Raw genomic sequence first — 18234 nt, 5'->3', positions numbered from 1 at the left:
CCGGATCAGGTCTTAGTCCGGTCCGCCCGGGCCCGCAGCCGGACGAGGCCGGTCTCCGGGGCCGCGACGATCTCCTGGAGCAGTCGCTCGTAGGACCGGGCCATGCGTTCGGCGGTCCTCCGGGTGAACAGGTCGGTGCTGTACTCGAGGGAGCAGCGCAGCCCGGACGCCGTTTCCTGAGCCGTCAGGCTGAGGTCGTACCGCGCGGTCCCGGGGTGTGAGGGCATGGGGACCACGGTGAGGTCCGCGGGCCCCGCGTCGCTCCCCGCCTCGGGCTCGGGTGCCGGGAGCAGGTTGAACATCGCCTGGAACAGCGGGGAGTACGCGGGGTCGGGTTCGGGCACGAGGGCGCGGACGAGTTCGGCGAAGGGCAGGTCCTTGTGCTCATGGGCCTCGGCCGTGACCTGCCTGGTCTGGGCCAGCACCTCGGTGAAGGCGTGGTCCGGGTTCACGTCGAGACGCATCACCAGCAGGTTGACGAAGTAGCCGACGACCTGTTCCAGCTCGGCCCTGGGCCGGTTCGTGACCGGTGTGCCGATCGCCAACTCATGGTCCGCCGAGTGGCCGCCCAGCAGTACGGCGAACGCGGACAGCAGCGTCATGTACAGCGTGACCCCGCGGTCCTGGCTCAACTGCCTGATCTCGGTGAGCAGTTCGAGCGGGATCCCGAACTCCGCTGTGGACCCCAGGTAGGTCTTGACCGGGCACCGCGCGTGGTCGGTGCGCAGCGACAGACAGGCGGGCAGGCCGGTCAGTCGCCGTCGCCAGTACTCCCGCTGACGGTCGAGTTCCGCGGCGTCGAGCGCGCGGCTCTGCCAGCGGGCGAAGTCCGCGTACTGGAGCGGCAGGGGCGGCAGGCCGGGCTCCCGGCCCTGGGCCAGTTCGCGGTACAGGGCGAACAGGTCCGTCAGCAGGATGCGTACCGACCATCCGTCGAAGACGCCCCAGGGCCGGGTGATGACGAGGATGTGCTCGCCCTCCGACAGGGACACCAGGTGGACCCGGAGCAGATGACGGTCGCCCGGAGCGAAGGGGCGTACGCGTTCGGCCCTTAGCCACTCGGCGACAGCCTCCTCTCCGGCCTCGTCGGCGTCCATGACGTGCGCCTCGAAGTCGGTGCCGTCGTTCACGCGTTGGGTGACGGTGCCGTCGTCGTGCACTGCATAACTGGTGCGCAGCACCGCGTGACGTTCGACGAGGGCCCGGACGGCGCGGGTGCAGGCGTCGCGGTCGAGATGGCCCCCGATACGGAAGGCGATCTGGGCGTTGTCGTGTGCCGTGCCCAGGTGTGCGCGCCGGTCGAGGAACCACAGGTCGCTCTGCTGCCGGGCCGCAGGCGCCGCCGGGACCGTGGCGACGGCGGAGACCGGCAGCAGCGGCTCGGGCTCCCGGGCGGTTGCCTCCCGCTCCATGGTCAGGGCCAGTTCCGCCACAGTGGCACCGGTCAGGATCAGTTGGAGCGGCAGGGAGACGTCCGTCTCCTGTTTGACCCGCATGGCCAGGCGGACGGCCAGCAGGGAGTGTCCGCCCAGGCCGATGAAGCCGTCCTGGATGCCGACACGGCTGAGGCCGAGCACCTCCCCGACGAGGCGGCAGAGCGTGCGCTCCGCCTCGGTGCGTGGTGCGACGTAGGCCTCCTTGGCCACGTCGTCCTCGTCCGGTGCGGGCAGGGCCCGCTTGTCGACCTTGCCGTTGGGGGTGAGGGGAAGTTCTTCGAGGAGGACGAATCCACCCGGGACCATGTATCCGGGCAGCGTCGCGGACAGGTGTTCCTTGAGCGTCCGGGCCATCGAAGGGCCCAGGTCCCCGATCCGCGGGTAGTTCGCGAGATGCGCGGCCCGGTACGGGGCGCGCGCCTGGACGCGGGGCAGCTCTCCTCGGCCGAACACCAGGTCCAGCCCGTCGGGCCGGTCCTGGGACCAGGTGGCGGCGGCCCGGTAGCCGAGTTCTTCCGCGTGGTGCAGTACGGCTTCGAGTTCCCGTACGTCGTCGGCGGCCCGCGCGGAGAGCCGGGTGCCGTGCGGCAGGGGCTCGACCTCGCGGGTGGGTGACCAGTGGGTGAGTGCCTCGCAGACCCGCACGTCGTCCGCGACGCGGGGATTGGTCAGTCCGCTGACGCCGAACCGGTCGGGGACACCCCCGTCCAGCAGCGCACGCAGTTCCGCCGGGTCGGCGGCCTCACGCCACTCCATGGGCTCCTCGGCCGGAACGGCCGCCCCCTTCGTCAGGACGACGTCGTAGCGGTGGGCGACCATCTCGTTGTCGCCCAGGCCGCGCTTGACCATGAGGTCGACGGCGCCCAGTTCGGGGAAACGCGCGCTCAGCCGGGTGAAGTAGGTGGGGCTCAGGAGGAGTTCGGTCTCCTGCCGGCGGTTGCGCCGCACCCGCTCGGCCAGTGCCCCGGCCGTGGTACGGCCCCGCGCACGGCTGCGTTCGACCGCGCAGACATGGGCCGGCAGCAGGTCCAGATTCCTGACGTCGCCGATGAGGATGCGGCCACCCTCCTCGACGAGTGGCAGCAGTTCCTCGATGGCCTGCTCCAGGTAGAGCCGGTTCGGGAAGTACTGCACCACCGAGTTGATCACGACGGTGTCGAACGTGAGGCCGGAGAGTTCCGCCACGGCCAGGGCGTCGCCCTGGCCGAGGGTGACGTGCGTCCAGCCACGGCGTTCCGCGCCCCGCCGGACGCCGTCCAGCGCCGAGGCCGACAGGTCGAGGGCGTGCACCGATTCGCAGGCCGCCGCGTAGCGGAAGAGCAGCAGCCCGGTGCCGCAGCCCACCTCCAGCAGGCGCTTCGGCCGCAGTTCCGCGATACGCCGTACAGTGCCGTCGACCCACTCCTTCATGTCGGACTCGGGGATGGGCTCGCCGGTGTAACTGCTGTCCCAGCCCGCCAGGTTCAGGTCGTCGTCGCGGTCGGCGGGGTGGTCCTTCTCCGCGTCGGCGTACTGGTCCTCGAAGACCCGCGCCCACTGTTCGAGGAGCGCGGCGTTCTCCTCCTGCGCTGCGGCGTCCAGCCACCGCTGCGTAGGGCTGACGTAGGCGACCAGGGCGGGAGAGTCGCCGGACGCCTTCGGGACGACCACGGAGTGGGCCACGGCCTCGTGCCGGGTCAGGGTCGCCTCGATCTCGCCGAGTTCGATGCGGAAGCCACGGATCTTGACCTGGTCGTCGTTGCGGCCCAGATACTCCATGGAACCGTCCGGGAGCAGACGGACCAGGTCCCCACTCCTGTACATCCGGGCGTCCGGCTCATCGGCGAAGGGGTCCGTCAGGAAGCGCTCGGCAGTCAGTTCGGGACGGTTCAGATAACCCCGGGCCACACCCTCCCCACCGACATACAGCTCCCCCACCACGCCGATGGGCACCGGCCGGCCCCGGTCGTCGAGGACGTAGGTGCGCAGGTCGGGGATGCGGTGCCCGATGGGACTGGCGGAGGTGTCGGTGTCGGCCCCCGTCAGCTCCCGGTAGGTCACATGAACCGTGGTCTCGGTGATCCCGTACATGTTGACCAGCCGCGTCCCACGATTGACCCCACGCCCCAGCCACGGCCCCAACGCCGCGACATCCAACGCCTCCCCACCGAACACCACCGCCCGGACACTGTGCGGCGCACCATCCTCACCCTGCGCCGCGATCAACTGCCGAAACGCACTGGGCGTCTGATTGAGAACCGTCACCCCCGCCGTCCGCAGCAGCCCGTAGAACGCCTCCGGATCCCGCGTCACCGCCTGCGGCACCACAACCAAGCGGCCACCATGCAACAACGCACCCCAGATCTCCCACACCGAGAAATCGAAGGCAAAGGAGTGGAACAACGTCCACACATCATCACGGCCGAAACCGAACCACCCATCCGTCGCCGTGAACAAACGCGCAACATGACGGTGCTCGACCATCACCCCCTTCGGCACACCCGTCGAACCCGACGTATAGATGACATACGCCAGATCCGCCGCCGACGACCCCACCTCCACCAGGTCCAGATCCCCGGCCGACCGACCGGCCCACCGTGCCGCATCGGCCCGCACATCCACCACCGGAATGCCCGACGTGTCCAAGCCCTCCGGAACCGGCCCGTCCACCAACAACACCGCCGGCGCACTGTCCCCCAGCACGAACCTCAGCCGCTCCACCGGCACCGCCGGATCCAACGGCACATATCCGCCACCCGCCTTCAACACGGCGAGCACGCTGATCAGGATGTGCTCACTGCGGGGCAGACACAGCGCCACCAGCACCTCCGGCCCCACCCCCAGCTCACGCAAATGACGAGCCAGCCGATTCGCCCGCGCATTCAACTCCCCATAAGACAGCTCGGTGCCCTCGTACGACACCGCCACCGCATCCGGCGCCCCCGCCACCACCTCCTCGAACCACGAATGCAGACACCGCACCGGCGAACGCAGACCCACCGGCCGCTCGTTCCACTCCACCAGCAAGCGCCGTTGTTCGGACGTCGGCAGGACGTCCACGCCGAGGGCCTCGGTCTCGGCGCCGTCGTCCGTGGCAAGCGCGCGGACGATCCCGGCCAGCGCGGTCTCGACGTAGTCGGCGACGGCTTCGCAGGCCACCACGTCCTCGACCCGGACATGGAGCGAGAGCTCGCCTCCGAAGTCGTCGAGCGACACCGTGAGGGGATAGTTGATCGCGTCCGCCTCCCCCAGCCAGCGGACTCCCTGTTCCTCCAGGCGCGTCGCCTGATCGTCGCCCAGCTCGAAGTGCCGGAAGTTGATCACCGAGCTGAACAGCGGGACGTCGGCGTCCAGGCCGCTGCAGCCCTGGGCCAGGCTGAGCGGACTCTGTTCGCGGGCGATCAGCTCCCGCAGCCCGGAGTCGACATCGGCGATCAGGTCCCGCACGGTCCGGCCGGCCAGCCGTACGCGCAGCGGCAGGGTGTTGATGAAGTTGCCGAGCATCCGTTCCACTCCGGGCACGCCTTGCAGGCGGCCCGACATCACCGTGCCGAACACGACATCGTCCTGTCCGGTCGCGGCGGCCACGACGCAGGCCCAGGCCGCGTGGAAGAGACAGGCCGGGCTGATACGCAGCCGCTGCGCCTGTTTCCGCAGGTCGCCGGTGAGGGCCTCGGGCAGGGAGCGGCGCAGCTGCGGGTAGTGGTGGGCGTCGCCGAGCACGTTGGCCAGCCCGAACGGCGTGGTCGGCTCGTTGACATCCCCGAGGGCGGCCCGGAAGTGGGCTTCGGCATCGTCCGACGTCAGCTGGTGCAGGGTGTGGCCGACGAAGTCGCGGTACGGCGGCGGCGGCGCGAGCACGTTTGCCTGGTCCGCCATGTGGGTGGCGAGCTCTTCAAGGGCGAGGCGGAGCGAGGTGGCGTCCTCGATGAGGTGGTGGGCGGTCAAAAGGAGGTAGCGGCGGCCGGACTCGGGGTCCTCGGCGACGACGAGCCGCAGCATGGGTGCCTGGTCCACCACCATGCGGTCGAGCCGGCTCAGCAGGGTCCGCGCCTGCCTCTCGGCGTCCTGGCCCCGTGTGAGACGTATCCGCTCCACAGACAGGCGGGCCGTGCGGTGCACGACCTGGACGGGCTCGGGCAGCCCGGCGGTGAGGACCGCCGTGCGCAGGACGTCGTGCCGGTCGATCAGCGCCTGCACCGCCTGCACGAACGCGGCGCAGGCGGCCTCGTCGGTGGCGACGAGGAGGATGGAGACCAGGTACGGGTCGTTGTCCGGGTCAAGCAGGTGGTGGAAGAGGATGCCCTCCTGCGCGGAGGCCAGCGGGTAGATGTCCTGGACGGCGGGTGCGCCGCCGGGCACCGTGGCCACGATCGCGTCGATCTGCTCCTGGCTCAGGGCGACCAGGGGAAGCATCGACGGTGTGATGCGCTCGCAGCCCGGTGGGATCGCGTTCGGCGGCACGCTGTGGCCGGGGCCGGTGCGGTCCGCGTCGATGTCCGCCGCCAGGGCCGCGAGGGTGGGGGCGCTGAACACGGCACGCACGGTGGCGTGCAGGCCCAGTGCCTGCAGCCGGGCCACCAGCACGGTGATGAGCAGGGAGTGACCGCCCAGCGCGAAGAAGTTGTCCTCGACACTGACGCGCTCCTCGTCGAAGCCCAGCAACTCGGCGCACAGGGACGTCAGGGCGCGTTCGGTGGCGGTGGTCGGGGCGGCGTAGGCACGCTGGACGAACGACTCGATACCAGGCAACGGCAGGGCCCTGCGATCGAGCTTGCCGTTGGCTGTGAGGGGCAGGGTGTCCAGCGCGACATAGGCGCTGGGCACCATGTAGTCGGGGAGCGTGCGCTCCGCGTGCCGGGTGAGTTCGGTGCGATGGTCTGCGCCCGGCTCGCGCTCCGCCAGGACCACGTACGCCACGAGCTGCCTGCTGCCCGGCTGGTCCTCGCGCGCCAGGACCGCGCACGCCCGTACACCGGGGTGGCTGCCGAGAGCGGCCTCGATCTCGCCGAGTTCGATGCGGAAGCCACGGATCTTGACCTGGTCGTCGTTGCGGCCCAGATACTCCATGGAACCGTCCGGGAGCAGGCGGACCAGGTCCCCGCTCCTGTACATCCGGGCGTCCGGCTCGGTGCGGAACGGGTCGCGCAGGAAGCGCTCGGAGGTCAGTTCGGGGCGGTTGAGGTATCCGCGGGCCACGCCCTCGCCACCGACGTGGAGTTCACCGACGGCACCGATGGGCACCGGACCGCCGTGCTCGTCGAGGACGTAGGTGCGCAGGTCGGGGATGCGGTGCCCGATGGGACTGGCGGAGGTGTCGGTGTCGGCCCCCGTCAGCTCCCGGTAGGTCACATGAACCGTGGTCTCGGTGATCCCGTACATGTTGACCAGCCGCGTCCCACGATTGACCCCACGCCCCAGCCACGGCCCCAACGCCGCGACATCCAACGCCTCCCCACCGAACACCACCGCCCGGACACTGTGCGGCGCACCGTCCTCACCCTGCGCCGCGATCAACTGCCGAAACGCACTGGGCGTCTGATTGAGAACCGTCACCCCCGCCGTCCGCAGCAGCCCGTAGAACGCCTCCGGATCCCGCGTCACCGCCTGCGGCACCACAACCAAGCGGCCACCATGCAACAACGCACCCCAGATCTCCCACACCGAGAAATCGAAAGCAAAGGAGTGGAACAACGTCCACACATCATCACGGCCGAAACCGAACCACCCATCCGTCGCCGTGAACAAACGCGCAACATGACGGTGCTCGACCATCACCCCCTTCGGCACACCCGTCGAACCCGACGTATAGATGACATACGCCAGATCCGCCGCCGACGACCCCACCTCCACCAGGTCCAGATCCCCGGCCGACCGACCCGCCCACCGTGCCGCATCGGCCCGCACATCCACCACCGGAACGCCCGACGTGTCCAAGCCCTCCGGAACCGGCCCGTCCACCAGCAGCACCTTCGGCGCACTGTCCCCCAGCACATGCGCGAGCCGCTCAGCAGGGACCGCCGGATCCAACGGCACGTACGCGCCGCCCGCCTTCAGCACCGCGAGCAGACTCACGACGATGTGCTCACTGCGGGGCAGGCACAGCGCCACCAGCACCTCAGGGCCCACGCCCAGCTCACGCAAATGACGAGCCAGCCGATTCGCCCGCGCATTCAACTCCCCATAAGACAGCTCGGTGCCCTCGTACGACACCGCCACCGCATCCGGCGCCCCCGCCACCACCTCCTCGAACCACGAATGCAGACACCGCACCGGCGAACGCAGACCCACCGGCCGCTCGTTCCACTCCACCAGCACCTGCCGGCGCTCGGTCTCGTCGAGCAGTGGCAGTTGGGAGATCCGCTCCGACGGATCGGCCACGACGGCGTCCAGGAGGGTGGTGTAGTGACGGACGAAGCGCCGGATCGTTTCGCGGTCGAACAGGTCGGTGTTGTATTCGACGGTTCCGGTGACGCCGTCCGGTGTCTCCTGGAGCTCCAGGGTGAGGTCGAACTTGGTGAGGTCGAGGTCGGAATCGACCGGGGTCACCAGGAGGCCGCCCGCCTTGTACTCGCGCTCGGTGCGGGCCTCCTGGAGCACGAACATCGTCTGGAAGACGGGCGAGTGGCCCAGACTGCGCTCCGTCTGCAGGGCGTCCGCCACGGCCTCGAACGGCACGTCCTGATGGTCGTACGCCTCCAGCGCGGTCTTCTTCACCCGCGCCAGCAGGTCGTGGAAGGCCGGGTCGCCCGACAGGTCGGTACGCATCACGAGGGTGTTGGCGAAGAAGCCGATGAGCTGCTCCACCTCCAGCCGGTTGCGGTTCGCCACGACCGTGCCGACGGCGATGTCGGTCTGGCTCGTGCAGCGGTGCAGCACGACCTGGTAGGCCGCCAGCAGCGTCATGTAGAGGGTGACGTCGTACCGCGCGCCGAGCTCCCGCAGCCGGGCCAGCTGTCCGGTCGAGCAGCGGAAGCGCTCGCGCGCGCCGTGGTACGTCTTGACCGGCGGGCGCTCCCGGTCCGGGGGGAGCGTGAGTTTCGGGTCGATCCCGGCGAGTTGCCTGCTCCAGTACTCCACCTGGCGCGCTCGCGCCTCGTCACCGAGCCATTGGCGCTGCCAGTGCGCGTAGTCCGCGTACTGGACGGGCAGGGGTGCGAGCGGGGAGGGCTGTCCCTCGCGGAACGCCTCGTAGAGGGCGGCCACTTCACGGACGAAGACGCCGACCGACCAGCCGTCGGACACGCTGTGGTGCATCGTCACCAGCAGGACGTGCTCGTGTTCGGCCTCGCGCAGCAGCCGCATGCGGATCAGCTGGTCGCGTTCCAGGTCGAAGGGGGCAGCCGCCTCCCGGGCACAGATCAGGGGGAGTTCCGCGGGGTCGGCGAGTTGCTCCTCGCGCACCCCGCAGTCCCGGCCGTCGCCGACCTGTTGGTACGGAACGCCGTCGCGGGCCACGAAGCGGGTGCGCAGCACCTCGTGGCGTCGCACCACCTCTTCCAGCGCGCGCAGCAACGCGGGACGGTCGAGGCGGCCGCTGAACCGCATCGCCATGGGGATGTTGTACGCCGCGCTGGGCCCGTCCAACTGCGCCAGGAACCAGAGGCGCTGCTGCGTGAAGGACAACGGGACCGGCTCGTCCGAGGACCGGGGCACGGCCGGGATGGTGTCGAGCGCTGAGAGGTCGACGCCCTGCTTCCTGAGCAACGCGACCAGGGCGCGCTGCTGTTTGGCCGGCAGGGAGCGGATCTTCCGGATCAGCTCAAGACCGCCGTCCTGATGGGTGGTGCTCATCGTCGGCTCCTCTGCCTAGTTCTCGGCCACCAGGGCGTCCAGCTCTTCATCGCTCATGTGCTCGATGAGGCCGATGCTCTGGGAGATCAGGTCTGCATGGCTCCGGGCGGCGTCCGCGCCACAGGCGTCCTGGCGCTCCAGTTCGGTGGCCATGTCGGCAAGTCGCGGCGCGTCGAAGACGGCCTGTACGGGCAGTTCCACGCCGACCTGCTGCTTGAGCAGGTTGATCAGGCGGTTCGCCAGGATCGAGGTGCCACCGAGCGAGAAGAAGTGGCTTCTCGCGCCCAGCAGTCCGGGTTCGACACCCAGCAGTTCCGCCCATACGGAGGCCAGGATCCGCTCGGTGCCGGTGAGCGTCGGATCCTGCGGGGGGTTGATGGAGTCCTGCCGGGCAGTGCTCGTGGTCTCGCCGGCTGCGGGTGTCGAAGTTCCCGCCGTGACCGGTGTCCCGGCCGCGCCGCCGATCCAGTAGCTCCCCGGTTCGAAGGCGGTCGACGGGAGGGCCGCCAGGCGTCGGGGGCCACGGTGGAGTCCGCTCCACGGCACCTTGGCTCCGCACACCCACAGCCTGCCGATCTGTTCCAGGTCACCGTCCTCGACCAGGCCGTCGAGGAAGGCCTTGCCGCGGGTGCCGCCGAGCGACGCGACCAGCGGTGCGGGGTCGTCCTCCGCATTGCCGAGGACGACCACCGGCACAGCGGTGGCGGTGTCGCCTCCGACCGGGTCCGCGGCCCCGGAGCCGTTCGCCAGGTGGTGGGCGAGGGCTCGACACAGTTCTTCCGGGGTGCCTGCCACCACCGCGAGCCGTTCGGACTGCGGCTCGCGGCCCACTTGTGTGGTGTATGCGAGGTCGGCGAGGTTCGTCGGGCCGTCGGTCTCCAGGAAGTCGTGCAGCCGCCGCACGGCCGTCCGCAGCCGCTCGGGTGTGCGGCCGGATAGCACCACCAGCTGGGGTCCCTTGTCCTCGGGATCCGTGGTGTCGGTCCGGGTCGGGGGCGGTTCCTCGATGACCAGGCCGACGTGGCTGCCGCCGGCGGCCACCGAGTTGATGAGCGCGCGGCGGGGCACCGGCCGGCCCTCCTCACCGGTCGCCCCACGAGGCTCCCAGCGCGTCAGCCGGTCGCCGAGGCACACCGATGTGCCGTCGACGTGCAGGTTGGGGTTGGGGGACCCGGCCTCGGCCAGGGGCGTCAGTTCCCCGTGCCTCAACTGCAGGACCACCTTGGTGATCTGGGCGATGCCCGAGGCCGCCTCGGGGTGACCGAGGTTCGACTTGACGGTGCCGACCGTCACGGGCTGGGGCACGCCCCGGAACACCTCCTTCAGGGCGCTGATCTCGACCTCGTCGGCAAGCGCCGCCCCGCTGGCCGAGGCCTCGACGTATCCGATGGAGTCCGGCTCGGCGCCCGCTCGCTCCAGGGCCCGCCGCATGACCTCGACCTGGGTCCGGTGACTCGGCGTCATGAAGCCGTTGGAGCGGCCGCCGTGCGAGGAAGCGGTGCCCTTGATGACGGCGTGGATGGTGTCACCGTCGCGGATCGCCGCGTCCAGCGGCTTGAGCAGGAGGGCACCGACGGCCTCGGCGGGCAGATAGCCGTCCCCGTCGCGGAAACTGCGGCTGCCCGGGTGGCTGCCGAGCAGCTGCATCTCGGACAGTGCCAGGAACTTCTCCGGATGGACCGTCAGGTTCACGCCTCCGGCGATCGCCAGTTCACTCTCCCCGCGCTGCAGATCCGCGCAGGCGAGGTGCACGGCCATGCTCGACGACGTGCACATGCTGTCCACGGCCAGACTGGGTCCTTCCAGACCGAAGAAGTGCGAGACGCTGTTGGCGATCAGGTTGTACGAGGCCGCCGAGGTGAGCGCCGAGAGGGCGGGGTCCGAGGCGTCCGCCCGGTACATCTGGTAGGCCGCACCGACGTACACGCCCACGCGTCGCCGGTAGCGGCGCTCGATGACCTCCTGGGTCACGCCGCTCTGCTCCAGCAGGTGCCACGCGGTCTCCAGGAAGAGTCGCTGTTGCGGGTCCATCGCCGCGGCCTCACGGGGTGCGATGCCGAAGTGCAGCGGGTCGAACCGGTCGATCCCGTCGAGGAACGCCCCCCACGGGCCGCGACCCGTGCCGGCCGTGTCCGGGTCGGCGCCGTACAGGCGCTTCCAGCGGTCGGCCGGGATCTCCGTGACGCAGTCCTTGCCGTCCCGGAGGTTGCTCCAGAATGCGCCGAGGCCCTCCGCCTGCGGGTACCGTCCGCTGATGCCGACGATCGCGATGTCCTGGTCGCGGCCGTACCGGTGCGCGCCCGGACCCGAGCCCGCGCCGTCGTCGCGGACGCCGCCACGTGTGGTCTCCTCGGTCCGCTTCCCGGAGTCCTCGCGGTGCGGCGCGGGAGCGGGGGCCTCGGGTGCGGGCGGGACGGCGGGCGTCTCCGCGACGGGCCGGGACGGTGCCGGTTCGGTGGGTTCGCCGAGCAGGGCCCGCAGGGCCGGCGTGTGGTCGGCCACGAAGTAGCGGGCCAGCTCACGGACGGTCGGCGCCTCGAACAGGAGGGTGCGGGACAGTGGGCCGAATGACTCCTCCAAGCGGGAGACCACGGTCACCGCGATGACGGAGTCCATCCCGTACCGCTCCAGGGGCGTACTCGTGTCCAGACGCTCGGGGGCGAGTTTCAGCGTCCTGGCCAGCAGCCTCCGCAGGTGGTCCATCGCCCTGTCCTCCAGGGCCCGGGCCGTGTCCCCCGAGGGTTCGGCCTGGCCGGGTGCGGAAGCCCGTCCGGGGGGCGGTTCGGTGGCGGCTCGGCCGAGCGGCTCGCGGTGAACCTGGGTGCCGGGCTCGCCCTGTTCCGTCCGCGCCCCGCCGTCGGGGTCGGTGAGCCGGGACAGCAGAGTGCTGCGTCGGCCCACGAGAACGAGCAGCCTGCCGTCCTCAAGGCCGTTCTCCTCCACCGCCCGGGCGCAACGCAGTGCCCTCAGCCCGCGGACAGTGTCCAGGGGTGCGAGCCCCAGGCTCCGCAGGTGCTCCCTGACTGCGCCGTCGGCTCCCATGGAACCCTCGTCCCAGAGCGGCCAGTTGACGGACACGGTCCTGCCGCTGCGCAGCCCCGTGTCGACAAGCCGGTTGCGATAGGCCGCGTACGCGTCCATGAACGCGTTGGCGGCGGCGTAGTCGGCCTGCCCCGGGTTGCCGAAGGCCCCGCTGGTGGACGAGAAGCACAGGAACGTCTCCAGCGGCTGGTCCCCGGTCAGCTCGTCGAGGTTGACGAGCCCGGCGACCTTCGGCGCGAGGACGCCCTCCAGTTCCTCGACGGTCTTGCGGATGACGAAACCGTCGTTGACGATTCCGGCGCTGTGCAGGATGCCCGTCAGCGTCCCGTGGTTGTCCGCCACATGGGCCAGCAGGCGGGCGACCGCGGCCCGGTCGGCCACATCGGCACGCTGGTAGTCCACGGTCAGCCCGACGGCGCGCAGGTCCTCCAGGGAACTCCGCCGCGCCTCGGTCAGCGGCGACCGTCCGGTGAGCACGACGGTGGCGTGGCCGACCGAGGCGGCGATCTCCCTCGCCACGATCATGCCGAGACCCCCGGCGCCTCCGGTGATGAGGTAGACCCCGCCCTCCCTCCACGGTGCGGCCGCGGCCCGGGCGGAGGGGATTTCCTCCAGCCGTTCGACGTACCGTCGACCGTCGCGGTGGCGTACCTCCGGTTCAGGACCGTGCGCTGCCTCGGACACCAGACGGGCGGCGACGGTGGCCGGCGACGCCCCGTCGAGGCATTCCACGTACTGCGTGTGGAGGAGAGGATTCTCCGCGTGGGCCGTCTTCAGCAGACCGGCCAGCCCGCCGAAGCAGGCGAGGCGCTCCCGCCGGGTATCCGCGTCCACGTCCGTGTCCGTGTCCGTGTCCGCAGCGCCGGCCAGCACGACCTGGAGCAGTACCGGTCGTCGTACGCCGCCTTCGAGGATCGCCCGCGTCAGGGTGAACACCTGTCGTGTCACCTCGGTGTACTGGAGGTCCAGCGGGCCGTCCGGAAGCTCCACGAACCGGCAGACCGCGTCGGCGGGCAGCGCGGCCCGGAGAGCGTCGCGCTCCCCTGCGGTAAACCGGCCGACGACCACGACGTGGTGCTCGGCGAATGTCTCCCCCGTGGGGGCCGGCGCGGGTCCGGCGTCCCGCGCCGTCCAGACGGGGCGCAGCAGCACCATCTCACCGGGCTCTGCCATCGGCTCGCCTGGCCGGGAGGCTTCCGGCTCAGCCCGGTCCGCCGCACGTGGGGCGGGCAGGGTGTCCGGTGCGCCGGTGTCCTGGGCCGGGTCCAAGTCCAGCCAGCAGCGGTCACGGGCGAAGGGGTATCCGGGCAGGCTGACACGCCTCGCGGGCGGGACCGAGGGGTGCGCCTTCTCCCACTCCACCGGGGCTCCCTCGGCCCACAGGCCCAACAGGTTCCCGTACGCGCCCGCGTCGGTCCAGTCACGCAGGGCGGCCCTCAGTTCCCCGTCGTCCGGGTGGGCGGCCGGCGTCTCCCGCTCCGGGCGGACGGTGTTCCGTGTCCACGCTCCGGGCCGTGACGGATCGGAGACGAACGCTTCCAGCCGCGATCTGGCGGCCTGGAGCGAGGTCGCGGCGAGGGCGAACCGCTCCTGCAGGGCCATGCGTCCGGTCTGCAGCGTCCAGGCGACGCCGGGAAGGTCGTCGTCGGTCAGCTCGGCCAGACGGGCGTGCAGCCGCCGGGCCTGCTCCACGAGCTGGACCTCGCTCCTGGCGGAGAGCACCAGCAGCGCCGGCCGGCCTTCGGAGGGGGCGGGCGCGGGGTGGGGTGCCTGCGGCTCGTACTCGGCGATGACGACATGGGCGTTGGAGCCGCCCGCGCCGAAGTTGGACACTCCGGCGATCCGGGGGGATGTCCGCGGTTGCCCACCGGTCTCCAGTGTGGGCCGCCGCCACGGCTCCAGGCGCTGCTGCACCCGCAGTGGGATGCGGTCGAAGTCGATGTGCGGATTGAGCGTGCCGGAGTGCAGGCTCGGGACCAGCTCGCCGTGGCGCATCTGGAGGAGCACCTTGGTGACTCCGGCGATGCCGGCCGCGCTCTCGCCGTGGCCGATGTTGGACTTGACCGAGCCGATCGCGCAGTCGCGCGGCAGGCCGTCCGCCCGCTCGAAGGCCTTGGCCAGACCGGCGATTTCGATCGGGTCGCCGAGGGCGGTTCCGGTGCCGTGCGCTTCGAGATAGCTGAGTGCGCGCGAGTCGACGCCCGCAGCCGCGAGCGCGTCGGCGATGACCTCTCCCTGGGCCACCGGGTCGGGCACCGAGTAGCCGGGGCTCCGTCCGCCGTGGTTCACCGCGGTGCCCTTGATCACACCGTGGATGTGGTCCCCGTCGGCTACGGCCCGCTCCAGCGGTTTGAGGAGGACCGCGCCCACCCCCTCGCCGGGCACATAGCCGTCGCCGCCCTCCCCGAAGCTGCGGCAGCGCCCGTCACTGGAGAGGAACCGGCGCTGGCTCAGCATCAGGTACTTGTTCGGGTGGGGGCTGAGATTCACTCCGCCGGCGAGCGCCGCCTCGCACTGGCCGCTGTTGATGGCTTCGCAGGCCAGGTGTATGGCCGTCAGCGAGGAGGAGCACATGGTGTCCACGGCCATGCTCGGCCCGTGGAAGTCGTAGAAGTACGACACCCGGTTGGCGATGGTGGAGGCACTGCCCGACAGCGCGACCGGCAGGCCGCGCTCCTGTGCCTGCGCGCCGAAGAGCTGGTACTCCTGGTACATCACTCCGGCGAACACACCGACCCGGCCCGCGCGGGACAGCAGTTCGCCGGTGTATCCGGCGTCTTCGAGCACATGGTGGGCGCACTCGAGGAACAGCCGCTCCTGGGGATCGAGGTAGTCGGCCTCCAGCAGGGAGATCTGGAAGAACAGCGGATCGAACCGGTCGATGTCGTCGAGGAAGCCGCCCCACCACGTACGCGGGGACGCCCCCGCGGAGGAGGCTTCGGCGCGGGTGTGTCCGCGATGGTCCCAGCGCTCCGCCGGAACCTCCCGTACGCAGTCGCGGCCGGAGCGGATGTTGTCCCAGAACTCGTCCAGGTCCGCTGCCTGCGGGTAGCGGCCGGCGACGCCGACGATGGCGATGTCGGTGTCGGTGCGGGTGCGCGCGGGCCGGCCGGGGGCCGTCGGGTTCGGGGCGGGGCGGCGTTCGGCCCGCCCGGTGAGCGGCTCGGTCCGCGGGACTTCTGGGATGCCGGGATTGTTCGGCACGTTCTGCGTGTCCGGCAGGGCGCGGGTGCTCAGGCCGATCAGGTCCGCGCACACCCGGCCGTGCTCGTCGAACACCGTCACGTCCAGACGCGGCACCGCGGACTCGGGCCCGCTCCCCTGCTGGTGCCGGATCCAGGCATATGCCCTGGCGGGGGTGGCGCCGGGCGCCTCCATGTGCCGCAGTGCGAACGGCAGGGCGGGCCCGGCAGGCCGGCCGCCGGACCGTGCCGCCGTCAGCCACAGGCCGATGGTGGCCTGCAGCGCGCCGTCGGCGATGCCGGGGTGCAGTCGGCACCCGTCCAGCGGCTCGGCCGCCGTCGGCAGGTGCAGCTCCGCCAGCACCTGGGGCTGTCCCGCGTCGTCCTTGCCCACGCGCACGTCGACCAGGGAGCGCTGCGCGGGGCCGTAGTCCATGCCCACGCGGGCGTACGACTCATAGATGTGCGCGGCGGGGAAGACCGCCTCCGCGCAAGCCGCCCGCAGCTCGTCCAGGGACGGCTGACTCCGGTCGCCGCCTTCCGGCAGGCTTCCCCGGCCCTGGCCGCACAGCACGCGTTCACCGTTGTCGTCCACGCTGTGGATCGCGTACTCGCAGCCGCCCCCGGGCGCGGTACTCACACTCACGCGCAGATCCAGCCCGTCCGGTCCGCAGACGGCGGGCTGTAGCCACACGATGTCGTACAGCCGCACGTGGCCGGTGTGTTCCTCGCCCAGGGCGCGGGCGACCGCCGCGCGGGCCATCTCCAACTGTGCGACTCCGGGCAGTACCCGGCCGCCGCGCACCTGATGGTCCCGCAGGTACGGCTCGCTGCCGTCGAAGTGCGTCTTGTACACGATGTCCGCGCCGTCCCGCGCGAAGCGGTGCAGCATCGGATGAGGGCGCTCCTGCACCTGGCGGGGCTCCGCGGAGGGGACATGGCCGGGTGCGACGCGTGCACGGTGGGTCTCGACGAGGTACTCCGCCATGGCCCGCACGGTCCGGTGTTCAAGGAAGACGGTGGAGGCGAGGGCGAGCCCGTAGCGGTCGTTCAGCCGGTCGGTCAGCTGGGCCAGGGCGGTCCAGTCGAGTCCGAACTCCGTGAGTTCGCTGTCCCGGTCCACCTCTCCGACGGGCACCCTCAGCAGCGCGGAGACCTCGTCGAGCAGCGCGGCGCCGACGGCGGGCAGGTCCGCGGACAGGGTCCCCTCCGGTGCGGAGCGGACCGGCGAAGGTGGCGCTGCGGCGACGGGCGCGGTCTCGCCGGGCAGCTCCGCGAGAGACGTCTCCAGCCAGGCCGCGAGGTCGGCGATGGTCTTGTGCTCGAACATGATCGTCGGGGAGAGCGGGAGGGACAGCCGGTCCTCCAGATCGGTCACCAGCGACAGCAGGTCGGCCGAGGCGAGCCCCAACTCGTAGAAGCCGGCGCGGACATCGACCCGTTCGGAGGGCCGCTCCAGGCGCGCCGCGACCAGGTCCCGCACGAGGAGCACCAGGGTCCGGCCGACGGGGGCCGAGGCGGGGGCCGGGGCGGGGGCCGCACCGGCTGCCGGACGCTCCGCGGGGATGGTGGGCACCGCGTCCCCGGCCGGCTCGTCCCGGACGTCGAGCGCCACCGCGGCCCTGACCCGCTTGGCCACGAACCGACCGACCTCGGCGACCTTCACCCCGCTCTCGTCGTAGAACTCCACGGCCAGCTTGATGAGCTCGTCGTCCCTTCGCACCGAATCGGCCGGGACCCTGACGAAGCAGCGCTTGCCCAGGGAGGCCGTCGCCCGGAACGATTCGAACACCAGTGGCAGGTAGAGTCCGGGGCCGTCGTCCCCCTCGTGCAGCAGTCCGGTGGCCACTCCCCCGCCGAGCAGCCCCGACTCGAACAGCGCGGGGTGGAAGAGGAAGGCGTCCGCGCTGCCGTGGTGTGCCGGGGCGAGCTCCAACTCGGCGATCCAGTCGCCGGGACGCTGGTGCACCGTACCGCCGACCTTCATCAGGCCCGAGTGGACCAGTTCGTGCTCCTTGCACCACGCGTAGATGTCGGCGAGCGGGGTGAGCCGGTCCGCCCCGGTGACCGGCAGCGGCAAACGCTCCTGGAACGGGGACGGGGCACGGCGGTGTGCGGTCACGACCGCGTGCACGACATCCTCGGTGTCCCGCGCACGCCGGCTGCGGACCTCCGTCCGCCACCCGCCCGTCGGCGCGGGACGTCCCTCGACGGTGGCCACGACCTGCTCCCCGGGGGAGGCGACGAGCGGCGCGAGGATGGTGAGGTTCCGCAGTTCGACGTCCGGCATGGGATGGCCGTGCCGTGCCAGGACCTGTAGCACCAGGTCCACATAGCCGACACCGGGGAGGAGACTTCGTCCATATACCACGTGCCCCCTCAGCAGAGGGTTCTCGGCGGTGACGGTGAAAGTCTCGGCGAATGTGAGCGATTCGGTCATCGGTATCCATCCAAGAACAGCATCGAACCGGCGGCGAAGCCCAGCAGAAGCACGACCGCGGGAAATTCCGGATCAATCGGAGAATAGTTTCGGGTGACGACACCCGGATTCACTGTCAAGCCCACAGAAGACACCGGCTGCCATAACGGCGACACAGCCTTAAGGATTTCTGCCGGACACGCGGAAGGTTTATCGTCGGCGACTCGCGGGACGCACCGGTCGGCCACACGGTCCGGCGTCGACAACGAAAGGCGTGAATGCCTGATGAGGCTCCGCAGGAAATAGGGAGCAATCCGGTCGACATATTGCGCCGATAACGATTTGACCCTACGGCGGGCCGATACTCGGCGTCAACCTGTGA

The 18234-nt window shown here is 70.8% G+C and carries 2 protein-coding genes; both read right to left on the bottom strand.

The features are described 5' to 3' along the window. Positions 1-5: 5 nt before the first annotated feature. Complete coding sequence (locus OG734_RS42265; RefSeq protein ID WP_330292664.1) at positions 6-9209, bottom strand: amino acid adenylation domain-containing protein; 9204 nt, start codon at positions 9207-9209, stop codon at positions 6-8. A 15-nt stretch (positions 9210-9224) separates the two neighbouring features. Further along, complete coding sequence (locus OG734_RS42260; RefSeq protein ID WP_330292663.1) at positions 9225-17873, bottom strand: SDR family NAD(P)-dependent oxidoreductase; 8649 nt, start codon at positions 17871-17873, stop codon at positions 9225-9227. Positions 17874-18234: the final 361 nt, after the last annotated feature.

It is taken from the genome of Streptomyces sp. NBC_00576, assembly GCF_036345175.1.
GTDB lineage: Bacteria > Actinomycetota > Actinomycetes > Streptomycetales > Streptomycetaceae > Streptomyces.
This window is presented reverse-complemented; position numbering and strand designations above follow the sequence as displayed.

Excerpts from the sequence above, each read along its gene's own strand:
- OG734_RS42260 (WP_330292663.1), bottom strand. The coding sequence starts at position 17,873 with ATGACCGAATCGCTCACATTCGCCGAGACTTTCACCGTCACCGCCGAG.
- OG734_RS42265 (WP_330292664.1), bottom strand. The coding sequence starts at position 9,209 with ATGAGCACCACCCATCAGGACGGCGGTCTTGAGCTGATCCGGAAGATC.